Annotated in this window: 26 protein-coding genes; 23 read left to right on the top strand and 3 right to left on the bottom strand. The window is 49.5% G+C overall.

The window, feature by feature from the left end:
- Positions 1–36: 36 nt before the first annotated feature.
- Positions 37–1,374: a substrate-binding domain-containing protein gene (locus BCF53_RS05235; RefSeq protein WP_132700460.1), complete on the bottom strand. Its 1,338-nt coding sequence runs from the start codon at positions 1,372–1,374 to the stop codon at positions 37–39.
- A gap of 288 nt (positions 1,375–1,662) precedes the next feature.
- Between BCF53_RS05235 and BCF53_RS05230 the strand changes: the two genes are divergently transcribed.
- From BCF53_RS05230 to BCF53_RS05125, 22 genes are all read left to right on the top strand, one after another.
- The gene (locus BCF53_RS05230) at positions 1,663–3,708 is read left to right on the top strand and encodes an ATP-binding response regulator (protein ID WP_165901816.1); all 2,046 of its coding nucleotides are present in this window, start codon (positions 1,663–1,665) and stop codon (positions 3,706–3,708) included.
- 105 nt (positions 3,709–3,813) lie between these two features.
- Entirely contained in the window at positions 3,814–5,283 is a 1,470-nt protein-coding gene (gene gspE, locus BCF53_RS05225; RefSeq protein ID WP_132700458.1) for a type II secretion system ATPase GspE, read from the top strand.
- Complete coding sequence (gspF, locus tag BCF53_RS05220; protein ID WP_132700457.1) at positions 5,283–6,494, top strand: type II secretion system inner membrane protein GspF; 1,212 nt, start codon at positions 5,283–5,285, stop codon at positions 6,492–6,494. The genes gspE and gspF overlap by 1 nt, the downstream gene beginning before the upstream one ends.
- Before the next feature lie 28 nt (positions 6,495–6,522).
- The gene (gene gspG / locus BCF53_RS05215; protein WP_132700456.1) at positions 6,523–6,936 is read left to right on the top strand and encodes a type II secretion system major pseudopilin GspG; all 414 of its coding nucleotides are present in this window, start codon (positions 6,523–6,525) and stop codon (positions 6,934–6,936) included.
- A gap of 10 nt (positions 6,937–6,946) precedes the next feature.
- On the top strand, positions 6,947–7,498 hold the full coding sequence (locus tag BCF53_RS05210) for a type II secretion system protein (RefSeq protein ID WP_132700455.1): 552 nt from the start codon (positions 6,947–6,949) through the stop codon (positions 7,496–7,498).
- The gene (gspI, locus tag BCF53_RS05205) at positions 7,485–7,871 is read left to right on the top strand and encodes a type II secretion system minor pseudopilin GspI (protein ID WP_165901814.1); all 387 of its coding nucleotides are present in this window, start codon (positions 7,485–7,487) and stop codon (positions 7,869–7,871) included. Before BCF53_RS05210 ends, gspI begins: the two co-directional genes overlap by 14 nt.
- Positions 7,868–8,572, top strand: coding sequence for a type II secretion system minor pseudopilin GspJ (gspJ, locus tag BCF53_RS05200; RefSeq protein WP_132700453.1), 705 nt, complete (start codon positions 7,868–7,870; stop codon positions 8,570–8,572). The genes gspI and gspJ overlap by 4 nt, the downstream gene beginning before the upstream one ends.
- Positions 8,572–9,561 carry a type II secretion system minor pseudopilin GspK gene (gspK, locus tag BCF53_RS05195; RefSeq protein ID WP_132700452.1) on the top strand — a complete coding sequence of 330 codons (990 nt, stop codon included), beginning with the start codon at positions 8,572–8,574 and terminating at the stop codon, positions 9,559–9,561. Before gspJ ends, gspK begins: the two co-directional genes overlap by 1 nt.
- Complete coding sequence (gene gspL / locus BCF53_RS05190; RefSeq protein WP_132700451.1) at positions 9,561–10,805, top strand: type II secretion system protein GspL; 1,245 nt, start codon at positions 9,561–9,563, stop codon at positions 10,803–10,805. Before gspK ends, gspL begins: the two co-directional genes overlap by 1 nt.
- Complete coding sequence (gene gspM, locus BCF53_RS05185) at positions 10,805–11,293, top strand: type II secretion system protein GspM (RefSeq protein WP_132700450.1); 489 nt, start codon at positions 10,805–10,807, stop codon at positions 11,291–11,293. The genes gspL and gspM overlap by 1 nt, the downstream gene beginning before the upstream one ends.
- 88 nt (positions 11,294–11,381) lie before the next feature.
- Positions 11,382–12,038, top strand: coding sequence for a GNAT family N-acetyltransferase (locus tag BCF53_RS05180; RefSeq protein WP_132700449.1), 657 nt, complete (start codon positions 11,382–11,384; stop codon positions 12,036–12,038).
- Positions 12,039–12,142: 104 nt separating this feature from the next.
- Complete coding sequence (gorA, locus tag BCF53_RS05175; RefSeq protein ID WP_132700448.1) at positions 12,143–13,516, top strand: glutathione-disulfide reductase; 1,374 nt, start codon at positions 12,143–12,145, stop codon at positions 13,514–13,516.
- Positions 13,517–13,778: 262 nt separating this feature from the next.
- Entirely contained in the window at positions 13,779–14,972 is a 1,194-nt protein-coding gene (locus tag BCF53_RS05170) for a sensor histidine kinase (RefSeq protein ID WP_132700447.1), read from the top strand.
- Positions 14,972–15,640: a response regulator gene (locus BCF53_RS05165; RefSeq protein ID WP_132700446.1), complete on the top strand. Its 669-nt coding sequence runs from the start codon at positions 14,972–14,974 to the stop codon at positions 15,638–15,640. Before BCF53_RS05170 ends, BCF53_RS05165 begins: the two co-directional genes overlap by 1 nt.
- Positions 15,641–15,705: 65 nt before the next feature.
- On the top strand, positions 15,706–16,401 hold the full coding sequence (locus BCF53_RS05160; protein WP_132700445.1) for a hypothetical protein: 696 nt from the start codon (positions 15,706–15,708) through the stop codon (positions 16,399–16,401).
- A 358-nt stretch (positions 16,402–16,759) separates the two neighbouring features.
- On the top strand, positions 16,760–17,233 hold the full coding sequence (locus tag BCF53_RS05155; protein ID WP_132700444.1) for a hypothetical protein: 474 nt from the start codon (positions 16,760–16,762) through the stop codon (positions 17,231–17,233).
- Positions 17,234–17,281: 48 nt separating this feature from the next.
- Positions 17,282–18,208: a Bug family tripartite tricarboxylate transporter substrate binding protein gene (locus BCF53_RS05150; protein ID WP_132700443.1), complete on the top strand. Its 927-nt coding sequence runs from the start codon at positions 17,282–17,284 to the stop codon at positions 18,206–18,208.
- A 73-nt stretch (positions 18,209–18,281) separates the two neighbouring features.
- Positions 18,282–18,731, top strand: coding sequence for a tripartite tricarboxylate transporter TctB family protein (locus tag BCF53_RS05145; RefSeq protein WP_132700442.1), 450 nt, complete (start codon positions 18,282–18,284; stop codon positions 18,729–18,731).
- Positions 18,732–18,739: 8 nt separating this feature from the next.
- Entirely contained in the window at positions 18,740–20,233 is a 1,494-nt protein-coding gene (locus BCF53_RS05140; protein WP_132700441.1) for a tripartite tricarboxylate transporter permease, read from the top strand.
- A gap of 140 nt (positions 20,234–20,373) precedes the next feature.
- Complete coding sequence (locus tag BCF53_RS05135) at positions 20,374–20,655, top strand: hypothetical protein (protein WP_165901813.1); 282 nt, start codon at positions 20,374–20,376, stop codon at positions 20,653–20,655.
- A 154-nt stretch (positions 20,656–20,809) separates the two neighbouring features.
- A complete protein-coding gene (locus BCF53_RS05130) occupies positions 20,810–21,667 on the top strand; it encodes a hypothetical protein (RefSeq protein WP_132700439.1) in 858 nt (285 codons plus the stop codon).
- Between the two features lie 25 nt (positions 21,668–21,692).
- Positions 21,693–22,571, top strand: a complete 879-nt coding sequence (locus BCF53_RS05125; protein WP_132700438.1) for a mechanosensitive ion channel family protein — start codon at positions 21,693–21,695, stop codon at positions 22,569–22,571.
- Between the two features lie 3 nt (positions 22,572–22,574).
- Here the strand turns inward: BCF53_RS05125 and BCF53_RS05120 are convergent, their stop codons facing one another.
- Together BCF53_RS05120 and BCF53_RS05115 are read right to left on the bottom strand one after the other, a co-directional pair.
- Complete coding sequence (locus BCF53_RS05120; RefSeq protein WP_132700437.1) at positions 22,575–23,192, bottom strand: DUF502 domain-containing protein; 618 nt, start codon at positions 23,190–23,192, stop codon at positions 22,575–22,577.
- A gap of 46 nt (positions 23,193–23,238) precedes the next feature.
- Positions 23,239–24,159 (bottom strand): universal stress protein, encoded by a 921-nt coding sequence (locus tag BCF53_RS05115; RefSeq protein ID WP_132700436.1) that lies wholly within the window; start codon positions 24,157–24,159, stop codon positions 23,239–23,241.
- Between the two features lie 377 nt (positions 24,160–24,536).
- On the opposite strand from BCF53_RS05115, the gene BCF53_RS05110 reads away from it, so the two are divergent.
- Positions 24,537–25,043, top strand: coding sequence for a phosphate-starvation-inducible PsiE family protein (locus BCF53_RS05110; RefSeq protein WP_132700435.1), 507 nt, complete (start codon positions 24,537–24,539; stop codon positions 25,041–25,043).
- The last annotated feature ends 20 nt before the right edge of the window (positions 25,044–25,063 follow it).

The raw sequence follows: 25,063 nt of genomic DNA, 5'->3' as shown, positions 1-25,063 counted from the left end.
TATTACGTCACTAATAAACCTACGCCATCGCCGAACTTAGCGAAGCCAAACCTCTACCCGCTGGTTTCGCAGTGCGTATTGAATGTCTTCATTGGTGGCCACGGGTTTAATTTCGCCGTAGCCGGTCATGGCAGAAGCTTCAATTTCAACTTCGCCAAGCTCGTGCTTCACCTTCATCACTCTGGCTTCAGAAAGTACGCGGGCTTTGAATTCGTCTCGCTGCTTATTGGAAAAGCCAACCAGAATCAGCTTTTTACCCTGATTCTCCGGCTGAGACATAAACTCAACCAAGCGGTTGATGTCATCCAGAGCTTTGTTGTCCAGATCGTTGCTATCCGGCTTAAAACGGAAGTTGGTCGTTACCCTTAAAGATTGCTCCATGACAAATGAATAGCCGGTAGGCAGTGTGCCGATCGGTTCCATATTAAGCTTTTTCAGGTTTTGCGAGATAAAGCCGGTTTCGGCAACGACATTTTGCCCAACTTCACCTTTCACGAACTTAAGAAACTCAGCCGCGTACTCATTGTTTTCAACAGGCTGATACAAATACAGGCGACGGGAAAGCGGGTAGTCTTCGGTCGCAATGGTTGATTCGGTAGGCAGCGTCGCGTCTGCATTGCCGTCTTTGATCTTAACGGGCTTGGCATTGTTGACGGTAGCAAAGGCCGTAAAGCCGATGGCGCCGGGTTGCATGGCAACGGTATTGGCAAGCACCTCATTAGATTCATAGCGCTTTGCACTGCCTGTCAGCCTGTAGCCGCGCTTGAGTACCAGAGTTGCAAAGGTGTCGTAGGTACCGGAGCGATCATCGCGGGCATGAACAGAAACCGGCAGGTCCGGGCCACCTAGTTCCTTCCAGTTTTTGATTTCACCGGAAAACAATTCACCCACCTGCGGAACCGTCAGCTCATCAACAGGCAGGTTGGGGTTGACGACGACCGCCAGGCCATCGATTGCGACGACCGTTTCGTGTCGATAGTCGGTGATGTCTATGCCCGGAAACAGCTCGTTTTCGGACGTTTTGGCCGGCCGGGAAGCCGCTGCCAGGCTCGCTACACCGGCATTAACTTGCTTGAAACCGGTGCTGGAGCCATGAGCGGCAACAAACACCTTAACCCGCTGGCCAGCCGGACTGGTGCCGGAAATTTCTTTTTCATTTTCTACCGCGGTTAACGTTTCCCGAACATCGGTAAAGTTGTAGCTCTGCATCCACCGCATAAGCAGGGCAGGGGCAAGCTCTGCTCCAATGGTGTTAGAGCCGTGAATTTCAAACAGATAGTCGCGTTCATTGGTGGTCAGGTTGGTGTCCAGTAAGTCAGATGAAATAGACAATGCCGGCAGCAAAGCTAACAGCAACAACATAACTTTTTTCAATTTGAATCTCCCAGATTAAAAAACGGCGCGAGTATATTTTGGGATTGTGACAGTCTGCTGACGGAGTTGTGATTTTATTGCGGAAGCCCAGCCTGTTTTTTAACGCTGTAATCTTGGGTCTGGCTATAGATGTGCGTATAGTTAGCTTTTTAATAAGCTCTTAATGGCAGCAGTATGAGTTTCTTTTTTCAGCCGATATATAAAGCACAAAAAGACCGGTCCATACTTAAGAAAATCGACCAAACCCTGAGTCGTCAGGGTCTCCCCAGCGCGCTACTGCATTTTGTAATGTTTATCATTATTGAATGGCACCTGTTGCAGAGTGATGATGCCCCAAAACTTGTCTACCTGTTTGGATTAGCACTCTTTGTGATGACCGCCTGGCGATTCATTATGATCGCCCAGTTTGAAAGCTGGTACGCCAGAGGCCCAGCCAGATGGCGGGAAATCTTTATTTTTTCCGGGCTGATGCATGCGGCAATCTGGTCCGTTTATATTGTTTACCGGCTTATCACCATGCCAGAGGAGCCCATGATGTTACTGGGCATTCTCTATACTTCTGCGATTGCGGCCGGCGGCACCTTTGTGTATTCACTGTACGATAAAACGGTGCGTATATACCTGGCTGTGCTGCTCGGGCCATTGGCGATATTTTATTTGGCCTTCCAGAGCGGGCCGGTGAATCTGGCGGTCGGTATCGGTGTAATCGTTACCTATTTTTATCTGGTTGGCACCGGTGCGCGAATGGCCGAGCTGGTGTGGTCGTTCCTGTCCAGCAACCACGAATACAAGCTGAGGCTTTCAGCCTTCGAACAGGCGCAAGAAGCCAGCACGGTTCAGAATAAAACCAACCGGCGTTTTATCCGCCAGTTACTGCACCGGGTCAAGAACCCATTGAATGGTCTGCTCGGTGTTATCGGTATGATCTCAGTCGATGACAACGATGTTGAAAACCAGGGCATGCTCAACATTGCCAAGCGTTCCGGATATTCCATGCTCGACCTGATTACCGATCTGGAAGCCTTCATTGAGCAGCGCGACCAGTCCTCGGTGCCTGAATCCACGGTATTTAACCTGCGTAAAACGCTTGAAAATGCACTTGCCGAAATGGGTGTAAAGGCCCATGAAAAGGGCCGCGAGCTGTCTTATCTGTATCAGCCGGATGTGCCTGAGCGCATTGAAGCCGACCCGCAGTGGATTTCCAATGCGTTCCGCCGAATGCTCGATTTCACCATTGATATGGCGGATCAGGGCGAAATTACCGTTAAGATCGGTGCCCAGAGCAGCCACCAGAATGAGCTGCTGATTTTAAACTTCTACTTTTTAAACAGCGATTTCGATCAGCACGACCTGTTAGCGGCAATAGAACGGCAACTGGACGTTTTGCCTGAAGATGAAGATGTAGCTGACCAGCTGACCTTGATGGTGGCAACGGCCCAGTTCAAAGCCCTTGGCGCTCAGCTGAGCACCAGCTCAAAAGACGATCTGCACAAAATCTCCGTTGAGCTTCCGATTACCTCAACCAGCCAGCAGGCCAGCTCCTTTAAGCCAGCCAAATACATGGCGGGTAAATCTATCTTACTGATCGATTTAAGCCCTCAGAACGAGCGCTCTCTGCTGGCGGAATTTACCAGCTGGAATATGGAAGTCGCAGTGTGGACGCTGGATGAGTTAATGCAGATCGATACCGATATTGAAACTGACTATGTTTTCATCAACGTACCGGTCGATGATAAAAAAGCCATTTCACAGATTGAGCGTATCAATATTCTTGTCGCCCGCTTCGGCGGTAAATCGCACTATGTGCTGTATGCCTCTGAATTGCAGCGCAAATTGCTGGATCAGCTGACCACCAACTTTATATTCGTTGAAAAACCGGTGGCGCGTGATCAGCTTCTTGAGGCCCTGCGTGAAGTAGACGAAGTTCCTGTTGAAGTGCCGGAAATAGCCCAATACCGCTGTGAAAACTCTAAGGTACTGGTTGCCGAAGACAACCTTTTGAATCAAAAGGTCGTACTCAAACTGCTGGAGCAGGTTGGCGTTCAGGTTGATACCTGTGTAAATGGCGAAGAAGCCGTCGAATTGTTTGAGAAAGGGCAGTACAGCTTCGTGCTGATGGATTACCAGATGCCACGCATGAGCGGCCTTGAAGCCACTAAAGCCATTCGTTTACTGGAAAAAGAAGCCGACCAGCATGTACCTATCGTTGTAATGACGTCCGAGCAATCGGCAGAGATCGAAAGAGAATGTCTGACCGCAGGTGTTGATGATTTTTTGATAACGCCGTTGCAATATGAGGATTTGGTTCAGGTTATGCAGCGCTGGCTAGGGTAAACTAATGCTTCAGGTTGTTGTAAAGTGTTACAAGATTTAACCCAATATCAACAACTTAGAATATAGTGCTAACCTAATTTGAACATTAAATAACCGGTCTAATTCATGGAAAGACAGCTTCCTTTTTCGTTCGCCAAGCGTCACGGTGTCATCGTTGACTACCATTATTCGGATGGTGTTCGAATTCTCTATCGCCCAGATGTCAATCTCACGGCCATTCAGGAAGCACAGCGCATCGTCGAGGCTGTGTTACCACTGGCCGCTGTTAACGAAGCCGATTTTTCTGAAGCTTTGAACCGCGCTTACCAGACAGATTCTGATGAGACCATGCAAATGGTCGAGGGCCTGGGTGATGCGATGGACCTGAGCAGCCTGGCGGATTCAGTACCGGAAACGACTGACCTGCTGGATCAGGTTGATGACGCTCCCATTATCCGCCTGATCAATGCCATTCTCACCGAAGCCGTGCGCGAAGGTGCGTCCGATATCCACATCGAAACCTTCGAAAAACGCCTGTCTATCCGTTTCAGGGTCGATGGCGTTCTGCGAGAGGTGGTACAGCCCAAGCGGGCGCTGGCACCACTGCTGGTTTCGCGTATCAAGGTTATGGCGCGGCTCGATATCGCCGAAAAGCGGTTACCGCAGGACGGGCGCATCTCGCTGCGCGTAGCCGGGCGGGAGGTTGACCTTCGTGTATCGACTATACCGGCCAACCATGGCGAGCGTGTTGTTTTGCGTTTGCTGGATAAAAAAGCAGGGCGATTAGACCTCGGTCATCTCGGCCTGTCTCAATCAGATCTGGCTAAATTTGAAGACCTCATCTCCCGGCCTCACGGCATTATTCTGGTAACCGGCCCAACCGGTTCCGGTAAAACCACCAGTCTGTATGCAGCGCTGCAGTCTCTAAACAGTCAGGTCCGCAATATCATGACCGTTGAAGACCCGATTGAATACGGGCTGCAGGGGATTGGTCAGACGCAGGTAAACACCAAGGTGGATATGACCTTTGCCCGTGGTTTACGCGCCATCCTCCGTCAGGATCCGGATGTCGTCATGATCGGGGAAATCCGTGACCTGGAAACCGCAGAAATTGCCGTGCAGGCGAGTTTAACGGGCCACCTGGTTTTAAGTACGCTGCATACCAACTCGGCGGTGGGTGCCGTTACCCGTTTGCAGGACATGGGCATTGAACCCTTCTTGTTAGCGTCCAGCTTAATTGGCCTGGTTTCTCAGCGCCTGGTGCGTACGCTGTGCCCGGATTGCAAAACCGCGCATTCACCCGATGCCAGTGAACGGGCTTTCTTATCGCTCAGCGAAGACAGCACCCAGGAGATCTATCAGGCCAATGGCTGCTCCGCCTGCAAAGGCACCGGTTTCCGCGGTCGTGTGGGGGTCTACGAGCTGATTCGCGTAGATGAACAGCTGCGTGGCCTTATTCACAGTGAAGCCGGTGATCTTGAACTGGAAACCTACGCCCGCAAAGATGCCCATTCTATTCTCGATGATGGCAAGGTTAAGGTGCTTCAGGGCATTACCACCATTGAAGAAGTGTTACGGGTGAACCGGAGTTACTGATGGCTGCTTTTGAATACATTGCCTTAGACAGTGCCGGTAAAAAGAAAAAGGGCATCATTGAAGCCGACAGCTCGCGCCAGGTTCGCCAGCAGCTGCGCGACAAAGGCATGTTCGTTCAGTCTGTTAATGCCAGCCAGAAGCGAGCAAAGGGTGACTCCTTCAATCTGTTTACACCGCGATTAACGGTTGCCGACCTGGCACTGGTGACCCGTCAACTGGCGACACTGATCGGTTCCGGCATGCCACTGGAAGAGTGCTTGAAAGCCGCAGCGGAGCAATCTGAAAAACCACGCATTCGGTCGTTAATTTTGAGTGTTCGGGGCAAGGTTCTGGAAGGGCACAGCCTGGCTACGGCCTTGAAAGACTTCCCACGGGCATTCCCGGTGCTGTATCAGGCGACCGTTAATGCCGGTGAGCACAGTGGTCACCTCGATCAGGTCATGAACCGCCTGGCAGACTACATGGAAGAGCAGCAACGTATTGGCAAGCAGATTCAAATGGCCAGTATCTACCCGGTTATCCTCACGCTCGTCGCTCTGGGTATTGTGGCGTTCCTGCTGAATTCCGTGGTGCCCGACATTGTGGGTGTTTTTGTGGCGACCGGCCAAAACCTGCCCGGCCCCACCAAATTCCTGCTGGCGGCCAGTCAGCTTATCCAATCTTATTGGCCCTATTTTCTCGCTGGCTGTGTACTGCTCTGGCTTGGCTTTAACCGGTTTAACCATAAACCCGAAAGACGCATTAAAACCCACCGGGTCTACCTGAAATTACCGCTCATCCGCCGTATCAGCCTTGGCTTTAATACCTCCCGGTTTATCGGGACGGTCGCAATGCTTTCCAGCAGTGGCGTGCCATTGGTTGATTCCATGAAGATTGCGGCTCAGGTGGTATCTAATCTGGAAATTCAGAAAAAGGTTGAGCAGGCTGCCGTACTGGTCAGTGAGGGTACTTCGCTGCACCGGGCATTAAATGAGGCGGGTTACTTCCGGCCGATGATGCTGCATATGATCGGCAGCGGTGAAGCCAGTGGCGAGCTGGATGCCATGCTGCAGAAAACATCGGATGCAGAAAGCCGCTCCGTTCAGGATTTGATTTCAACCATATTGGGTTTATTTGAACCACTCATGATTCTCATTATGGGCGGTATTGTATTATTAATCGTCCTGGCGATTGTGTTGCCAATTATGCAAATGAACACAATGGCCGGGTAACAGTACTAAAGGCAAACGGATGTTAGTGATGAACAAAAATAAAGGTTTTACATTAATTGAGCTGATGGTTGTTCTGGTGATTCTCGGAATCATCATGGGCCTCGTTGTTCCCAATGTTGTTGGGCGAGGTGATGAAGCACGGGTTACTGCGGCTCAAACCGACATTAAAACCATTTCTCAGGCTCTTGAGATGTACCGGTTACACAACTCGCATTACCCATCAACTGATCAGGGTCTGGAAGCATTGGTTGCCAAACCAAGCGGTGATCCGGAACCTAAAAACTGGCGCGGTCCTTATTTGAGCCAGGCTCCGATGGACCCATGGCAATCAGAATACGGCTACATCAATGAAAGCGGCACGCCTGAGGTTATCTCTTACGGAGCAGACGGCAGCGAAGGTGGCGAAGGCATAAACGCCGATATTTCCTCAGCGAATCTTTAATCGTTAGTTTATGGCAATCCGGGCAGCACAACGGGGTTTCTCCCTACTAGAACTCATGATGGTCGTACTGATCATCGGTGTCGCCGCTGCTACGGTTCGCCTGGCGGTTTCTAATTCCGACCCGCTTGATCAGGCACAATCTACGGCTGAAACCTTCATCTACTGGTATTCACAGCAACAGGATTATGTGCTGATGAGCCACACGGATATTGGCCTCTATTTCATGGAATCGAGTATCGCTACGCTCACCTGGAGAGAAGGCGACCGTGCCGCCGGAGAAGCCGATATTGTCTGGGAGGTTCTGGACCAGGTTAACTACAGTAACGACTCTGAGAACCTGACGTTCGAGCTACTGCTCGACATCGAATCTAATGAATGGGTCGCCTTTGAATCCGGTATTTCCGATCACGAAACCCTTAGCCCGCATGTCATTCTGTTCAGCTCTGAAGAGTATGAACCCTCGTTTCTTTTCCGCATAGGAAGCACCCGTTACCACGATGAGCTGATTCAGATAAAGGCGGATGGCTTTAACCGTTTGGAGGCCAATCGTGTATCGCTCTGAGCGTGGCTTTACGTTAATCGAGGTGATGATTGCGCTGACAGTCTTTGCGCTGTTGGCATCGGCCATTGCGTTGACCAACATCCAGTCTCTGCGTAATGCCCGTCAACTGGATGAACAACTGCAGGGCCGCTGGATAAACCAGAACGTGCTGACTGAAATGCAGCTCGACAGCAGTTTTCCGCGCTCGGGCAGCAGCGACCGGGAATACGAATACAACGGCCAAACCTGGGTCGTGGATATCGAAGTTCAGGTAGAAGACTCTGAAATTCTGGGCTCGTATTTACGCCATGTTCAGTTAAATGCGCGCCTGAAAGATGAAGAAAACTATGTCGACACCCTGCGCGCCACCCTTGGCAAGGTGAATGGCTCATGAACCGCCAGCTGGGTTTAACCCTGATTGAGCTGCTGGTCGCGCTGGCTTTGGGCGCGATTATTGCCATTGGTACCTTCCGTCTGTTCCATACCAGCGTCACTACACGCGATACTCTGGCGTTGCAGACCGAAGAACTCACCCGGCTGAGCCGGGCATTTAAGGTGATCGAGCAGGATTTTTCGCAGTTTGTACCTAACCGACCAGTAAAAGATGCCTATGGTGATTACCAGGAGGCCCTCGCCATGGATTTCGACGGTTTGTACCTAACCCGAAACGGCTGGTCTACAAGCCGGATCATGAGTTATGAACGCTCATCTTTGCAGCGTGTCCGGTACAGCCTGGAAGAGAACGGCAGTGATCTTTGCCCCTGGCTTGAAATCGATGGGGATGAAAACCCAAATGACTGTTTAGTACGCAGTTACCGTGCGCACCTGGATGATAACGGTGACTCTGTCTGGCACAGCCAAATTTTGCTGCGACCGGTCTCCGCACTGGAGTGGCGCTTCTACGTTTATAACAAGACCGCAAAAAGCAATGACTATGAGACTGAGCCTCCTGCCCGAAATATAGAAACCGAAGAGTTTGACTCGATCGCTCGAGCCGTAGAATTGAACATAACAGCCGGCGAAATTCAGAATCAGCATCTGCGTTTGTTTGCCATTCCAACAGAGGCCTACAGCTCGGATGAGGGTGACTCCTGATGATTAAAAATCAGCGCGGATTTGCGCTTATTCAGGTCATGCTGGTCTTTGCAATCTTAATTATCGTGGCGGCAAAGATGCAGTATGAACAACGGCTGCAGATTGAGCGCACTCGCCAGATGCTGTTTATCAGTCAGGCTCAGGCCTACACCGAAAGTGCAGAGGGTGTCGCCACGGTCGGTTTGTATCTGGATGCTGAATACACCGATAACGATAACTTCTACGAAGCCTGGAGCACCACGACCAGCGTATACCCGCCAGCTGATGGCTGGCTGTTGGGTGCCGAATTAAATGATCTGCAGGGGCGTTTTAACCTCAACTGGTTATCTACTGACGGAAGTAACCGCGCCAATGCCGCCAAGGGCTTTAAACGGCTTTTAACACTTTTAGAGCAGGATGAAGACATAGCCGATGAACTGCTGAACTGGTTCGACTCGGAAAGCAGCATTGATCAGGATTATAACGACCAGCAACCGCCGTATGCGCCGTCGTATCATTTAATGGCAGACGTGAGCGAGCTGCTGTTGTTGAAGTCGGTCAGTTATGATGCATACAGTGAACTTGCACCTTATCTCAGTGCATTACCTGCCGGAAGTGCCCTGAATGTGAATACTGCACCGGTGGCGGTGATCCAGTCGATCGCCTCCTATATTGATGACAGTTCAGCTGAAGAGTTGGTTGCCAACCGTGAAGAGGAGGGCTACGACAGCACCTCCGATTTTCTTGATCACGAAATTTTTGAGAGTAACGAAGACGAAGATCGTTACATCAGCAGCCTTTCGGTGAATTCAGAGTGGTTTGAGCTCTATACCGAAGTCAGTTTTGAAAACAGGGTGCACCGAACTACCAGCCTTTTGTACCGCAACGGAAGTGATGTAACGCTGTACGGACGAAACCGGTCGGTATCCGAGGCTAACCATATTCCGGGGGATCCGGTTAAAATAGATACTTCAACTGATGCGCAGTCAGATGAAGAATTGGAGCAATAATGAGTATTCAATTAATCCTCAGCTGGAAAAGTGCTTCTGAGCTGGAGTGGCTCTGGACGTCAGACAGTGAAACCGGGAAGGGGCCACTTGAACAGCTGATATCTGAGCAGAAACGGAAAAACCTCAGCGCGCTAACCTGCCGTTTGCTTTTGCCTGAGGTTTGGTTTTCACACATCGATATCGATGTCCCGGCAAAGGCTCGCCGTTTAACGGGCGAAACGCTTAAGTTCGCCTGTGAAGACTACCTGGCGGATGACATTGATAATGTTCATCTTGTGCTGACAGGCAAGCCTGCCAACGGCAAGGCCTCGGTTCTGGCAACCAATGCAGAACAGCTCAGGGAGATTCTCAATACCTTAAAAGCACAGGGCATTGCGGTGCTTCAGGCTTATTCTCGTATTCCCGGCGAAGCAGGCAGTCAGATTACCGATGTGCACCTGGAAGTTCAGCAGCAAACAGTGACGGTTAAGCACGGTGGTAAGCAGCTGCAGGTGCATGTCAGTGGGTTTTCCCAGTGGTTTGATCTGTGGTCTGAGCAACAGGCACTGCCTGAAGACGCTACGGTTCTGATTACCAGTGACGATTCCGAAGGCCCGGCGAAGATGCTGGCCAACGAGCTGCAGGTTACCGGCTACCAGGTGCAATGGCTGGTTGAGGATGAAAAGTCTGAAGCACTCGATGCAGATGCCTTTCAACACCATCCGGTCAATATCCTGCAAGGGGCCTTTAGCCCGACTGTGCGGAAAACTGAACGCAAAGCCTGGTTGCCACTGGCGATCGCAGCGGCGGCCGCTACGGTTGTTTGGTTAAGTTATAACGTTGCCGTCAACATGCAGTTAAATTCCCAAATAGAGCAAACCTGGCAGGCGAATGAATCCGTTTTTCTCCAGGTGTTTGGTCAAAACAAGCGCATTCAACGGCCGCTGATGGTTCGTGAAATGCGGGCAGCGGCTGCCGGAAACATCAGCGCGGATGGCGCTGTTCTGTCTTCTTTGCAGTTTTTGAATGATTTAACGGATGCCGCATCTGAGATTGAAATGGAAGATTTCCGCTTTAATCTGCAGCGCAAAGAGGCACTGTTCACACTGGTGATCAGTGCGCAGGGCAGTGCAGATGCCTACAGCCTGTTTGAACAGTTGAATACCCGGCTAAAGAGCAAGGGTTATGAGGTTGAATATTCAGCCAACCAGGATAACGATCGTTTTAGAGCCCGTTTTAAGGCCGTACTGGAGGAGACAGTCTAATGTTTGAATCCCTAATGTCTCCTTTAACAGAAAAGTGGAACAGCCTGGCGCACCGTGATCAGGCGGCATTGAAGATTCTTATAACTTCATTGCTACTGGCTTTTTTTATTTTTGGCCTAATTGTGCCTACGCTGAACGGGAAGCAGCAAAAAATTGCTGAACTGGCTTCGGCGAAAGAAACCTATCAGCAACTGGTGGAGCTGGCTCCTCTGGCGCTTGCCAACAGCAGCTCAGCACCGGCAGCTTCGGTGAATGACCTGAACTCCATTGTCCGCCGTCAGGCTGCACGCAATGGTTTTGAGATTCAGCGGTTTGAGCCTTCCGGCGATTCGCTGAAAGTCTGGCTGGAAGATGTACGTTACCGTTCAGTCGTGCTCTGGCTGGGGGCATTGCAGCAATCGGGCGTCTTCCATTCAGAGCTGACGATGGAAGATCGCGCAAATGCCGGTTTTGTTTCTGTTCGGGTCACCCTGTATGCACAACAGTAGTGCTTGTCGTCTGCTTGAGTGCGCCTGAGAAGGCGACTCAATAGGCTAAACCGATATAATAGGCTAAACCGATATAAAGGGTAGTAGGATGCCGCAACTGAAATTAGAAGAAGTAGAGATTGTCCGCATCGATGAACGATACAGCCGTCAGGCCCGGTCGTTGCTGTTTCACTCCTATATCGAGGAACCCACCTATCGTTACCTGTTTGATGCTGACCAGCCCGGCTATAAACAACGCATCCGGGCTACCCTGCGAGAGCTTATCCGCCTTCATATGGACCGCGGCGAGCTGATGTTCGGCGCAATTCACAAATCTGAAGAACGGCTGCTCGGCGTGGCATTTTGCAGTGATCTTGAGCTTAAAACCGATATCTCCGGCCAATTACTGTGGCGCCTGAAAATGATACTGACCGCCGGCCTGGAGGGTACCAAGCGCTTTTTAAGGTACTTTGCGGAGGTTCAGCGTAGCTTGCCTGCCAAGAACCACCGAATGGTCAGTTTAATTGGCGTTCATCCGGATTTTCAAAAGCAGGGGATCGGTAAGATGCTGCTTGAGGCCATCCATCAGGTCGCCGATCAGGATCAAAACTCCATCGGTCTGTTTATCGATACAGGTAACAACCGTTATCTGGAATTTTATCAGAGCCTGGATTACCGGGTATTCACTGAGTTGCAACTCGATCAGCTACAGGAATTTGTGCTGTTCAGGCCAAACCCAAATTATATTGATACTTCAGCCAGCTGACCCCAATATGTCCATAATCTTTTGCGCAACCATCCTGCCGTTGCGCTGTCTAACTCACTGTTAACTATTAACAGTTCAAAAAATTAAATTGAAAAGGACAGTAAATGAACTTTGATTACGACCTTTTGGTTATTGGTGCCGGGTCTGGCGGTGTGCGTGCTGCCAGAGTCTCCGCTCAACTCGGTGCGAAAGTTGCGGTTGTCGAATCACGTTACTTGGGGGGCACCTGTGTTAATGTTGGCTGTGTTCCTAAAAAGCTGTTCGTTTATGCCTCTGAATACTCGCAAAGTTTTAAAGATTCCGCAGGTTATGGCTACACGGTAGATGAAAAACCTCGGTTTGACTGGGCTGTTCTGCGCGATAATAAAACCACAGAAATTGAGCGCCTGAACGGTATTTACCGGAATATTCTGGAAAACAACCATGTAAGAATCATTAACGGGCATGCCTGCTTTAAATCTGCGCATGAGGTTCAGGTGGGTGATCAAACCATCAGCGCGCGCAATATTCTTATTGCTACCGGCAGCTGGCCGTTCAAGCCGGCGATTCCGGGCAACGAACATATCCTGACTTCCAATGAATTCTTCTACATGGATAAGCTGCCGGAGCGCATGATTGTTGTTGGTGGCGGTTATATCGCTGTCGAGTTTGCCGGCATCCTTAACGGGCTGGGTGTCGAAACCCACATTGTTTATCGCGGCGAAACCATTCTGCGTGGTTTTGATAACGGCGTTCGGGCGTTTGTATCCGATGAGCTGCAAACCAGCGGCGTACGCATCCATTACCACTCAACAATTGAACAGGTCGATAAACAGGACGACGGCTCCCTGCTGGCGACACTGAACAACGGTGAAACGCTGACGGTGGGCGAGATCATTTGTGCCACAGGGCGCAAAGCCTTGGTCGACCCATTAAACCTGGACGCTGCAGGTGTGCAATTAAGCCATCACGGTAACATCGATGTTAACGACCAGTACCAGACCAATATTCCGAATATCTATGCCGTGGGTGATGTCATTGGCCGTGCTCAGCTTACGCCGGTTGCCATTAAAGAAGGCATGTTTGTCGCTCAAAATCTGTTTGGTGAGAACCCGAAACCGGTTAATTACTCAATGATCCCAACGGCCGTATTTTGTCAGCCCAACATCGGTACCGTCGGCTTAACTGAAGAGCAGGCCGCCGCACAATACGATGCGGTAGAGGTTTATGAGGCTAAATTCCGTCCAATGAAAAACACACTCTCGGGCAGCCCGCATAAGGTGTTAATGAAGATGCTGGTTGATGCCGAAACACGCAAGGTTATTGGCTGCCATATGGCCGGTAATGATGCCGGTGAGATTATTCAGGGGATCGGCGTAGCCATGCAGGCCGGCGCCACTAAGGAAGATTTCGACAATACTGTGGCCATTCACCCAACCGCTGCGGAAGAGTTCGTCACCATGAGTACTGTCTCCCGTATTGTTGGCCGTAAGGCGTAACCTAAAGAATCAAGGCGGGCTCTAGCTTACTATTGGGCCCGCCTGTTCACTTCTAGTTGATCCATAAAGCTGTTGCTGTTGCATGCCGCAAACCCAGCACTGCCCGCCATTATCAATCCAAACAGCCTAAATCGATATAAATTGCACTTTACCAAAGACCAGCCCGCCGAAATTTCATAACATTGCCCTGACATTCCATATACAGGCATGACCTTAGCCACTGTAAAGGGGCAGGCATGACAAATAAAATTGGTGTTTATTCGTGAAATGTAACTCTATCGAGATGTATCAAAATTCCCTCGCTCAAAAACTGGAGGGCATGCTGGGTTATATCGCCTGGTCAGTTGTGTGTTATTTAACCTTGAGCGCCCATCCAACCGATACTCAGGAAGGCATCCTGAGGCTGATCTCAATTGTGGTCGGCCTGCTGCTGTTTATTGTTTGCTTCTACCTCACCACACGGGACAATCCCTACAATAAAACAAGGGTTCATATTTTTAACCAGTATGACAACCGTATTCGCAAGCTGGGTTACTTTGGTCAGTTGATCACCATGCTGTTCCTGCGCACCCTGAACGACCCCGGTGTTGCGGCCAATACGCTGCTGACTATTGCGATCGCTGCGCAAACGCCCATTTGTTTCAGCCGGCTTACGTCAATTTTTATCGTACTCGGCCTTATTTTGCTCGATACCTGCCTGAACCTGTTAAGCGGTTATGAAGATGCAATGCTGATAGCCGCCGTGAGCGGAGCTTTTCAGCTGGTTGCCTTCCGTATGGCGCAACGGGTCATTCAGGAGATTATCGCCCGGGAACATATCTCGACCCTTAACAGGGAGTTAGTCGCAACCCAGGAGCTGCTGGAACAATCCACCAAACAGAGTGAGCGGCTGCGTATTTCCCGCGATTTACACGATGGCCTGGGTCACAATTTAACGGCGCTTATTCTGAAGCTGCAGTATTTAACCTACATCTGCAAAGAAGATGATTGCAAAGAAAGCGCCGTTGAAGCCCATATGCTGGCCAAACACCTGCTGCAGGATGTTCGCGAGTCTGTCAGTCAAATGCGTGAAAGTGCTGCGCTGCACCTGAAGGATGCTCTCGATGCATTGATCACCCAGGTGCCGTCATTGAATATCTCACTTCAATACAGTGATGATGTGTTGATTGGCAACAGCAAGGCCGCAGAAACGCTGTTTCGTTGCGTTCAGGAAGCCATCACCAATACGCTGAAGCACAGCAATGCAACTAAGATGGACATCCGTGTCTATCAGAATTCCGATGGCATAACCGTTGAGGTCTTTGATAATGGCCGGATCAAAACTGAAATAGCCGAAGGTAACGGCCTGAAAGGCATGCGCGAACGGATAGAAAGCCTGGGTGGAAGCGTGGAGTTCTTTATTAATAACGGGTTCAATATGAATCTATTTGTACCTGCAACAGGGGTTATCGCTTAATGACAAGCAAGCAAAGCATCAATATTATGCTGGTTGATGATCAAAATCTGGTCAGAGAGGGCATTAAGTCGCTTCTCAACCTGACCGACCACATTCGCATTATCGGTGAGGCTGGCGATGGTGAAGAGGCTCTGCAGCTGATTCCCGAGCTGAAGCCAGATTTAATTCTGATGGATATTCGTATGCCGAAAATGGACGGCATATCGGCAATTGAACAGATGACCCGCATGGGTCTGCAAATTCCGGTCATTATTCTGACCACCTTCGACGATCATGAACTGGTGCTGAAGGGCATTCGCTCCGGTGCGAGAGGCTTTCTGCTGAAAGACGTATCGCTCGACGTTCTGGTTGAATCAATCGACAAGGTGTTCAGCGGTGAAACCATGATACAGCCGGCGGTTACAGAGCGGGTGATCAAGGGCTTTACCGAACTGCAAAAGCAGGGCATCAGCAAGGTAGAGCAGGACCCGGTTCAGGAGCCACTGTCCGCCAGAGAGGTCGAAATTCTGCGTTTAATGGCTGGCGGTTATTCGAACAAAGAGATATCCCGAGCGATCTTCAAATCTGAAGGCACCATTAAAAACCATGTTTCTAATATCCTTTCCAAACTGGGTGTCCGAGACCGAACCCGTGCAGTTTTAAAGGCTCTGGAAAACGGCATAATTTGACATAACGACTACACGGTAGCCGATATTGTGCGTTATATTAGGCCTTATGCTAACAAGGACTCTATATGGCGCGCCCACGATACCAAATAAATGCGAAAGACTGGCACGATTGCCTCGACTGGCTGGACTACCAGTCTCAGCGGACTGAATGGATAGCAATGCCGGATCATCCGGTCCATGAAATCGGTATTCATGGCTTGCAGGAGCGCATCGCCAAGTGGCGCGCTCTTGAACGTCCCGCTAAAGAAGACTTCCGTAAGGTGCAGCTTATACTTGATCACTCGCTGACCGAACAGGATCGTAGCCGCATGAGAAAGTCGCTGTCGGCTAAAAAGCGTCGGCGTCGCGATAAACGTATGCTGACCAAGCCGGTCAATGTAACCCTAACACCTCAGGCACACGCCACACTGGTTGAATTTAAAGAGCTTTCCAGTATCGAAACCCTCAGTGAAGCCATAGAAACAGGGCTGGAAGCTGCACTTCAGGGCTTAAAAGCCAGAAAAGAAATGGAGCGGTTGAAGCAGTTGAATCACCGGTTGGCCAGCCTCAGCTGGCCTGAACTGGAAGGTTGTGCACGAAATTACCTGAAAATAGCGGAAACTCGTAAGAGCCTTTCAGACAACTGCAAGGTTGCTCTGCAGATGTTTTTAGATGATCAATGTCAATCCAGCGCAAATTTATTGGTTGATCGATTGGTCGAAGACCTGGTCTGGAACGAGCTGTATTTACAGGTCACTGCAGAGTCTTTAGGAATATTCTAAAGCCACGGCTGGCGTACCGTAGCCGCCAGGCCAATGCTCTGAAACATGCAAGCTAAAGCCTCTCTTACAGACTCCTTACAAGCGGCAGCAGAAACGTTAAGCCGCTATTTATTTCCTCTCAGCTATTGGTCGACCAATTTTCATCTGCTATAGTTTTCCACAAATGAAAGGCAGGTGTTTGGTCAACCAAACAGACAGGAAAACTATCCAATTAAAACAGGCCGGTTCGGCTTAATAACAAAAAATGGTTTTCAGGTCGTATTTATCGCTTTGTCGTTAATTCCAGAAATGTGCTATTTGCCGTCGATGAGGGCTGTATGCATCACCGGTGCAGGCATCAAAATAACAGAGGATACGTATGAAAGATTCAAAACAATTGGCAATGGAAGCAGTGGAGGTTGTGAAACCTGCAATCGAAAAACTGTTTGAACAAACCAATCGAAAAGAGCTGCACATTGTCATCATGGACCCACGCCTGAAGCCCTGGGAGTCCAGCTTTGAAGATGCCATCCTCTATGAAACCTCAATCAAAAATGAAGAGTGGCCTGCGCCCTTTGATGAACTGGCCAGAAAGAAAGCTTTTCAGGCATGGCGTGATTCTTCAGCTAACATTAATCATCAAACACTGCATCCAACCTCGCTACGGGATGACGATGTGTTGTTTTACGGTTCCTTCGTCTATGGGAATGTTGTTGTCGCCTGCAGTGGCGTAGAACAATGGTTCGATATGCTGATCAGTAGTTGGATTGCTCTGGCATTTGAGCAGCTGACAATGCACAGCTATCAAACTCAAAAAATAGACAATCCTACTCAACGATACAGAAAACAATAGAGTTGCAAATCTTAGAAACCTAAATAAGTAAAAAAAAGGGTTATATAAATGAAAAAACTACTTAAAACCGTTATCGCAGCTGCAGGTATTCTGGCAACTGCATCCGCCTTTGCTGCTGACTATCCTGCTAAAAACATTAAGTTGATCGTGCCATTTGGTGCCGGCGGCGGTACAGATGCTGTTGGCCGTACCATTGCTAACAGTGCGAAAGATATTCTGGGTAAGAACATCACAGTAATGAACCGTACGGGTGGTTCCGGTGCAGTAGGTATGAGCTTCGGCGCTCAGTCCCGTCCGGATGGCTACACCCTGACTGTTGTGACTCGTGAGATTGCATCTCTGCCACAAATGGGCTTAATGCAGCACGATGCTGATGACTTTGAGCTGATCCGTCTGGTTAACCTCGACCCTGCTGTCGTTTTGGTTTCTGCTGACAGCCCATACAAAAACATCAATGATCTGATCGCTGATGCAAAAGCGAATCCGGGCAAAGTTAAGTTCGCTTCAACTGCGGCACCTAACTTCTACCTGATGACTCTGGAAAAAGATCAGGGCATCAAACTGAATGCGATTCCTTACAACGGCGCTTCTGAAGCTATCCCTGCGGTACTGGGTGGTCACACGGCTGTAACTATGGTGACTCCGGGTGAGGCTATTTCTCAGCTGCGTTCCGGTCAGCTGAAGGCTCTGGGTGTTATGTCTAAAGAGCGCACTGCCTTAATTCCAGACGTTCCAACACTGGTTGAACAGGGCGTTAACGTAACTTCCGGTACCTGGCGTGGTATTGGTGCTCCTAAGGGCACTCCGGCTGAAATCATTGAAATTCTGGGCAAAGCCTTCGACGAAGCAATGGCTTCTCAGGAATTCAAAGACTTCATGGCCAAAGGCGCTATGACCATTCACAACATGAACGCTGAAGAGTTCACTGCATTTGTGAAAGAAGATACCGCTGCACTGGGTGCACTGGTTAAGTAATTCGTACTGAATTGAAAGCCGGCTGCGCAATGCTGCCGGCTTAGGTACGAGAAATGTTTTCAAGGTATTTCCCATGCTTAATAGAGAAGTCATATTTCCTGTCATTCTGATCGCATTCAGTGCCGTTGTATTGGCATTGATCCCTCAGTTTCAAATGCCGCTGTACTCGCAGGATGCCAGTGTAGGTGCCAAATTTTTCCCAACGGTGATTATTCTGGGGCAAATCGCTATCTGTATTGCCCTGATCGTTCAGCACTTCGTGAAAAAGGTTGAAACGACAGAAGCAAAGGCCATCGTGTCAAAAATGTCTCTGTTGGGCCTGGTGTTCCTGGTGTTGTATGCGGTACTGATCTCTGTCGTTGGTTATTTGATCGCAAGCCTAATCAGCTTTACCGGCTATCTGGTCTTCCTGAAAGTAAAGAAGCCGCTGTATTACATTGTCGCCTGGGTGTTCGTATTTGCGATTTACTACCTGTTCGCCAAAGTATTTTTTATCTCATTACCTGAAGGAATGTTTTACTAGAGGCCGCTATGTTTGAGTATTTAATTGGCGGTCTTGCTACCGCATTCAGTCCAACCGTATTACCGGTTCTGTTGTTCGGTGTTGTCGGTGGTGTTGTGCTTGGTGCTTTGCCGGGCTTAACCGCAACCATGGGTGTGGCTATTCTGCTGCCGTTTACCTTTGGTATGGAACCTACCGCGGCACTGGTTATGCTGATTGGTGTGTATATTGGCGGAATTTACGGCGGTTCAATTGCTGCCATCCTGCTGAAAACCCCAGGTACGCCCGCTTCTGCGGCGTCGGTGCTCGATGGCTATTCAATGACCCTGAAGGGCCAGGCAGCAAGAGCGCTGAGCATTTCAGCAGTTGCCTCCTTTATTGGTGGCTTAACCAGTACAATCGTTTTAATTGCCATTGCGCCAATGCTGGCGAAGTTTGCTCTGCGCTTTAATGCGCCGGAATATTTTGCACTGGCCCTCTTTGGCTTAACCATTATTGCCAGTGTTGCATCGAAAAACATCCTTAAAGGTCTGCTGGCCGGCACCATCGGCCTGCTGGTTTCTACCGTCGGTTTAGACCCGGTGACCAGTGTTCCGCGTTTTACCTTTGGTATTATGGATCTCTACAGTGGTATTAATGTTATTCCGGTACTGATCGGCCTGTTTGCTATTTCGGAAGCGCTGACCCAGCTAGAGCATCTGTTCCTGAAGGCCAAGGCGAACAGTGAATTCAATTACAAGCTACTCAGCCTCAAAGATTTAAAAACCATGCTGCCAACGGCCTTTAAGAGTGCGCTCATGGGCACCTCTATTGGTTCTGTACCGGGCGCGGGTGCCGATATTTCGGCCTTTGTCTGCTACAACGAAGCCAAGCGTGTCGCGAAAAACCCGGACGAATTCGGTCAGGGTTCTGTTCAGGGTCTGGCTGCCGCTGAGGCGGGTAATAATGGTGTAACCGGTGGTTCGCTGGTACCCCTGTTAACCCTGGGTGTGCCGGGTGATGCCGTTGCAGCGGTGCTGCTGGGTGCGCTTATTATTCAGGGCCTAACACCGGGGCCGCTGTTGTTCTCGCAAAATCCAGAGATTGTTTACGGCATTTTCAGCTCTATGCTGGTTGGTAACATCATCATGCTGTTGGTTGGCTTACTGGGTATTCGCTTCTTCTGCAAAATCACCGAAGTACCGAAGATACTGATGATTCCCATCATTATTTTCCTGTCGATTGTTGGTGCGTATGCCATAAACAACTCAATGTTCGATGTCGGCATTGCCATTGGTTTCGGGGTGCTGGGCTTCCTGTTATCAAAAATGGATGTACCATCTTCGCCGATCCTTCTGGCTATTATTTTGGGCCCCATGGCCGAGCAGAACCTACGTAAATCTTTACTGATGTTTGAAGGCAGCTGGTCGTTCCTGTATGAGCGCCCAATCGCGCTGGCCTTTATTCTGTTAGCAGTGTTCTCTGTTTACTCTACAATGAGGCGGCATAAGAAGGCTCGCCAGGCAGAGTCTGAAAACCCGTAAAACTGGCTAAAACCTACCCGACGGAGCATTCATCGCTCCGTTTTTTTTATCCGTAAACATTATTAAAAGACCGGGTTCCAGTTCGCTTTTTCTGAGTTTCTGACTCAAACTTACTTATACAGCGAATAGGGCAATTGAATGTGAATGTTCTGGTAAAGCAAAATTCCAGAGGGCGAATTAATAACCCTTTTACTGAAATGCAAAAGTACCGAATCGAAACCATGTCTCACTTATGGGAGGGTTACTTTCGGTATCAGGTAGGTAAGTATTTTGTGTTCAGCATAGATGTTCAGGGCTATCAGGAGTTTATGTTCCGGTATGACGAACTGGAATACGCATTTATCCATGAACTCGATTCCGAAACCGGCGCTTTTATCCCTATGTTTCTGCTCGATAAAACCAACCGCATACGAAACCTATAACCCTGCTTCAGGCACTGCTCATTTCTGTTGGCCTTTGCAGTGGGGCCGAGCCTGCCCATTCCTTTATTTCCGTGCATTGCTGCATGCAAAGACGTTGTTCATTTGCCTTAACCAAGCAAACCTGGATTATACTGGCGGGTAACGAGGCGCGGCATTGCCACCTGGCAGCCACAACATTCGCAGCCGGCGGCAGCGCCGTATATTCAGCACAACTATTACACCGGGAGGCGCTAACGTGCATTGGTGGGGTGAGGTTTCAGTATCTTTAGAACAAAAGCTCAGCTGGCAAATTGGTGCCCGGGCCATTGTCATCAGTCGCCTTGAAGGCGAGTGGGTAACGTGGAACCTTGAAGCCGAGCAGGAAAACCGCTCGCCTGTTGTGATGGGTGACTGGCATGATCCGGAACTGCTGGATATCAGGAAGCAAAGCCGCAACCTGCAACACGGCACAACAGAGCACCTTTCCGTGCTGCCCGCGCTGGCAGACCGCTCCTTTGTTACGCGCCCGGCAACGCCACTGAAAATATTGCCTGGCGAAAGAGCGAGGCTGTATGTGAGTACGCCATTGTGGTTTCAGGCGCGCACGTTAAAGAACGATAGCCTGATACTCGATGTGCCGTTCTGGCGCCCCTCAGACTCCTGGTTCGGGTCTTCCACGATCAGCGGCGAAATCTGCTATGCCAAGTATACCGACGCGCGTTTACAGCTGAATGCACTGGAACGAGCGCCGTACCGTGCTATTACCCCGATTTGCGTATCCAACCAACACAGTGAAGTTCTGGTCATAGACCGCTTCAATGTACCCGTGCCGTTGTTGGGGCTGTTCAGTGATGAAAGCCACCATTTGTGGACAGAGGTCGTGAACATTATTCGGGGTGAAGACGATGACGCCGAGCTGGAAATCAGCAAAGAGGCTCCCATTGAAGCCGGTAAATCTATTCGGGTGAGCGAACCTCGGGTCCTGTCTGAAAAACGCACCTTTATCAGGCGCATCAGCAGCCTGTTTTTATAACTTGAGAGCCCAAAGGTAGTAATCTATGGAAGAGTTAAAGAGCCTGATTGAATTTCTGGAAGTGACTCGGCTGTTTGTTTTCAGCAGATCGCTGCTATTGATTATCGGTGGTTTCTTTATTGCCCGCTTAGCCAGTGCTGCGGCGATAAAGTTTTTCCCGAAAGCGCTAACAGCACACAGCCAACTGGCGCTAAAACGGAGTGTTTTTTACGTCATCTGGGGCCTGTTCGTCGTTTCTGCATTGCGCCAATTGGGCTTTGATCTTTCCCTGTTGTTAGGGGCCGCCGGTATCTTAACGGTGGCGGTTGGTTTTGCTTCCCAGACTTCGGCTTCTAACCTGATCAGTGGACTGTTTCTAATGGTCGAGCGGCCTTTTTCCATCGCGGATGTTATTCGTGTCGGTGGCACGACAGGGGAGGTGATCTCTATTGATCTGCTCTCGGTAAAGCTGAGAACCTTCGATAACCTGTTTGTACGCATTCCCAATGAAACCATGATTAAATCGGAAGTAACCACCCTGACTAAATTCCCGATTCGTCGCTTCGATCTGCTGCTGGGTGTGGCTTACCGGGAGAACATCAGCAAAGTGAAAGAAGTGTTGTTAGAGGTGGCCGATAGAAACCCGCTGTGCCTGAAAGAACCAGACCCACTCTTTATCTTTCAGGGCTTCGGTGACTCTTCTATGGATATTCAGCTCTCGGTTTGGGCGCAACGGGAAAACTTTTTAAAGCTTAAAAACAGCATCTTTGAGGAAGTTAAGCTGGCATTCGATGAGCATGGTATTGAAATTCCGTTCCCGCACCTGAGCCTCTACGCCGGGTCAGAAACGGATGCGATACCAGTGACCATGGTAGAACCGCGAACGCCTGAGGCTTCTGCAGAGCAGAAGCGCGACCTTAACTGACGGTTAGGCCTTCGACTGCGAGGAAGCATCGGCATTGTTAATGATTTCGGTGGAGCCAACCCCGCAGGCAATCACCGATTTCATCATCGTTTCAGCAGAAACGTTCACATAGCGCAGGCGGCTGATGTCTGTTTGAATAACAAAACCATTCATTGGGCTGGGGCTTGTCGGTATGAACACCGCAAAGCGATCGTCGCCGTATTCTTCAGTGATAAAACCTAGAAACTCACCGGTATTTTCACCTAATCGAACCAGCACCGGCTGGGTGAATTTTTGCCCCTGTTCCGGCTGCAGCTTTGCCATCAGTTCTTTCAGCATTTTATAGCCGGGTATGCGCGTAAGCAGCAGCCGCTCCAGTCCATCGTGAAGCCACTTGCCCCAGCCCGTTCTGACCAACAGACCTACCAGAAAGCAACTACTGATAACACTGAAAAACGAGAGCCATTGGGCCAGCGTTTGGCTGGCCTGAGTGGTTTCAACAAGCAGACTGGTAATGGGTTGTATTAGGCTAATGGCCCAGTTATAGAGCCACAGAAAAATCTTCAGCAGAATGGCGATTGGCAAAATAACCGCCAGGCCGCCGATAGTGACTGTAATCAGAAAATTTTTAAGCTTGGTCATAACATTACCCTGTCAGCCTTAAATACATAACCGCAAAACCGGCAGTTTATTCCAGAATCGGTGAAACAAAATTAACCGGCTTAATGGCCAGTACCGAGCTGTTAAGATCGGAAAGAATCTTTTCAGCCGTGTTGCCAATAAAGAAGCCCGGAATACCGGTACGGGCGACGGTCCCCATCACGGTAACATCGGCACAGATCGAATCCGCCAGCTCAGGAATAACTTCTTCCGCGCTGCCATTGAGGAAGTGGGCATGGTATGAACCTTCGCTCAGACCACTTTCTTTGAGGAATGTGTCCCACCATTCGCTGTGTTTGCCTTTCAGTGTCTGCAAGGCTTCTTCATAGGCGGCTTTGGTTTTATTGAAATGGAATAGGGCATTCTTGGTTTCTGTCGGCAAGCCCCAGGCGTGCACAATATGCAATTCACCATCAAAGGCACTGACTAAAGACTTTGCATGCGCAATGATTGCCTGATTCAGTTCTTTGTTTTCTTCCTGCAGCGGGTCAACATCTACCGCGGCCAGAATCTTAAATGACTTAGGATCCTGATCCTGCTTGTTAACCCACACCGGTGAAGGGCACTTGCGCAACAGATGATAATCCTGACTGCCAAACTTCATTACCTTACCAATGACGCCATGATCCGCCGGCTTAATGACCAAATCGTAGGCTTTCTCATGCACAAGTTTAACGACATCGATAGCGCCCAGGTCGCTGACAATAAGCTCGGTCTTAACCGATAGCGCTTTGCTGGAGATTTTTTCAGCCAGTGTATTTAGCTGGTCTTTCTGGATTTCGGCATAGGCTGGCTGCAAAGAACTGACATGCGGAATAGGGCGTACGACACTGGCCAGTGTTAACTGGGCATTGTTTTCACTTGCTAATTTTACGGCGGTTGCCAGTGTCGCATCTGCACTTTGCACAGGATCAATGTAGCAAAGGATATTTTTAAATTGAGTGGTCATAGTGGGTTCACCATTAGCAGGGTTAATCTGTGAAATCTTGGTTGGTCTAAGAAATATAGTTTGGTTCGTCGTTATCGTGTAGGTCGCAAGCCATATTCCGGCTGAGTTCCTGAGCGCCAAACAGTCGGACTGTTAAAGCGGCATATATAATGCATTGTTGTTGCGTTATCACCAAGAAAAACCATAAGTAGATTCAGGTGCTATGTTTACTGTTACAGGGCTCAGTTTAGAGCAGTCAGGCAAGTGCTGAATTTGTTGGACAAGGCCGTAATTTCGTTCAAAATACTGAGTGAAAGGCTGACCGGTTCCGTAAGCCATCTGATAACCCTCTTCGCAATTCAAGCACTTAACCATCACTCCTGATCAAAGGGCGAAACATGCAAACAGAAGAAAGTGAACTGATAAACAGGCTTCAGGTTTTTATCAAAGTTATGGTCAAAATCCTCGCGGTGTTGATGACTTTGGTCATTGCGATGGGCGTCATTGATGTTGCCTGGACTATCGTTCAGAAGCTGACCACCAAGCCAATAATGATTATTACCGTGAAGGACCTGCTCTCAACCTTTGGCGCCTTTATGGCGGTTCTGATTGCCATAGAGATTTTCGTCAACATCACGATTTATCTTCGCGATGAAGTTATTCACGTAAAGATCGTTCTGGCGACGGCACTGATGGCCGTTTCACGAAAAATTATCATACTGGATCTGGATAAAGTCACCGATCTTGAAATTATCGGCTTGGCTCTGGTCATTCTTTCTTTAAGCGTTGGTTACTGGATGCTGGTTGGCGCTCCAAGTTTCCAGATGATGCCAAAAAATGAAAAGAAGAACGAATTACCGGCCTCGCCAAGCCAAACTGACGTACTAAACAACGAACCTAAATAAGCTACAACAGCGAAAGGAGT

It is taken from the genome of Reinekea marinisedimentorum, from assembly GCF_004341165.1.
Classification (GTDB): Bacteria; Pseudomonadota; Gammaproteobacteria; order Pseudomonadales; family Natronospirillaceae; genus Reinekea; species Reinekea marinisedimentorum.
This window is presented reverse-complemented; position numbering and strand designations above follow the sequence as displayed.

Bases quoted from the DNA above. Each gene is read 5' to 3' on its own strand.
- BCF53_RS05230 (WP_165901816.1), top strand. From the start codon at position 1,663: ATGTTTATCATTATTGAATGGCACCTGTTGCAGAGTGATGATGCCCCA.
- gspE (WP_132700458.1), top strand. From the start codon at position 3,814: ATGGAAAGACAGCTTCCTTTTTCGTTCGCCAAGCGTCACGGTGTCATC.
- gspF (WP_132700457.1), top strand. From the start codon at position 5,283: ATGGCTGCTTTTGAATACATTGCCTTAGACAGTGCCGGTAAAAAGAAA.
- gspG (WP_132700456.1), top strand. From the start codon at position 6,523: ATGAACAAAAATAAAGGTTTTACATTAATTGAGCTGATGGTTGTTCTG.
- BCF53_RS05210 (WP_132700455.1), top strand. From the start codon at position 6,947: ATGGCAATCCGGGCAGCACAACGGGGTTTCTCCCTACTAGAACTCATG.
- gspJ (WP_132700453.1), top strand. From the start codon at position 7,868: ATGAACCGCCAGCTGGGTTTAACCCTGATTGAGCTGCTGGTCGCGCTG.
- gspK (WP_132700452.1), top strand. From the start codon at position 8,572: ATGATTAAAAATCAGCGCGGATTTGCGCTTATTCAGGTCATGCTGGTC.
- gspL (WP_132700451.1), top strand. From the start codon at position 9,561: ATGAGTATTCAATTAATCCTCAGCTGGAAAAGTGCTTCTGAGCTGGAG.
- gspM (WP_132700450.1), top strand. From the start codon at position 10,805: ATGTTTGAATCCCTAATGTCTCCTTTAACAGAAAAGTGGAACAGCCTG.
- BCF53_RS05180 (WP_132700449.1), top strand. From the start codon at position 11,382: ATGCCGCAACTGAAATTAGAAGAAGTAGAGATTGTCCGCATCGATGAA.
- gorA (WP_132700448.1), top strand. From the start codon at position 12,143: ATGAACTTTGATTACGACCTTTTGGTTATTGGTGCCGGGTCTGGCGGT.
- BCF53_RS05165 (WP_132700446.1), top strand. From the start codon at position 14,972: ATGACAAGCAAGCAAAGCATCAATATTATGCTGGTTGATGATCAAAAT.
- BCF53_RS05160 (WP_132700445.1), top strand. From the start codon at position 15,706: ATGGCGCGCCCACGATACCAAATAAATGCGAAAGACTGGCACGATTGC.
- BCF53_RS05155 (WP_132700444.1), top strand. From the start codon at position 16,760: ATGAAAGATTCAAAACAATTGGCAATGGAAGCAGTGGAGGTTGTGAAA.
- BCF53_RS05150 (WP_132700443.1), top strand. From the start codon at position 17,282: ATGAAAAAACTACTTAAAACCGTTATCGCAGCTGCAGGTATTCTGGCA.
- BCF53_RS05145 (WP_132700442.1), top strand. From the start codon at position 18,282: ATGCTTAATAGAGAAGTCATATTTCCTGTCATTCTGATCGCATTCAGT.
- BCF53_RS05140 (WP_132700441.1), top strand. From the start codon at position 18,740: ATGTTTGAGTATTTAATTGGCGGTCTTGCTACCGCATTCAGTCCAACC.
- BCF53_RS05125 (WP_132700438.1), top strand. From the start codon at position 21,693: ATGGAAGAGTTAAAGAGCCTGATTGAATTTCTGGAAGTGACTCGGCTG.
- BCF53_RS05120 (WP_132700437.1), bottom strand. From the start codon at position 23,192: ATGACCAAGCTTAAAAATTTTCTGATTACAGTCACTATCGGCGGCCTG.
- BCF53_RS05115 (WP_132700436.1), bottom strand. From the start codon at position 24,159: ATGACCACTCAATTTAAAAATATCCTTTGCTACATTGATCCTGTGCAA.
- BCF53_RS05110 (WP_132700435.1), top strand. From the start codon at position 24,537: ATGCAAACAGAAGAAAGTGAACTGATAAACAGGCTTCAGGTTTTTATC.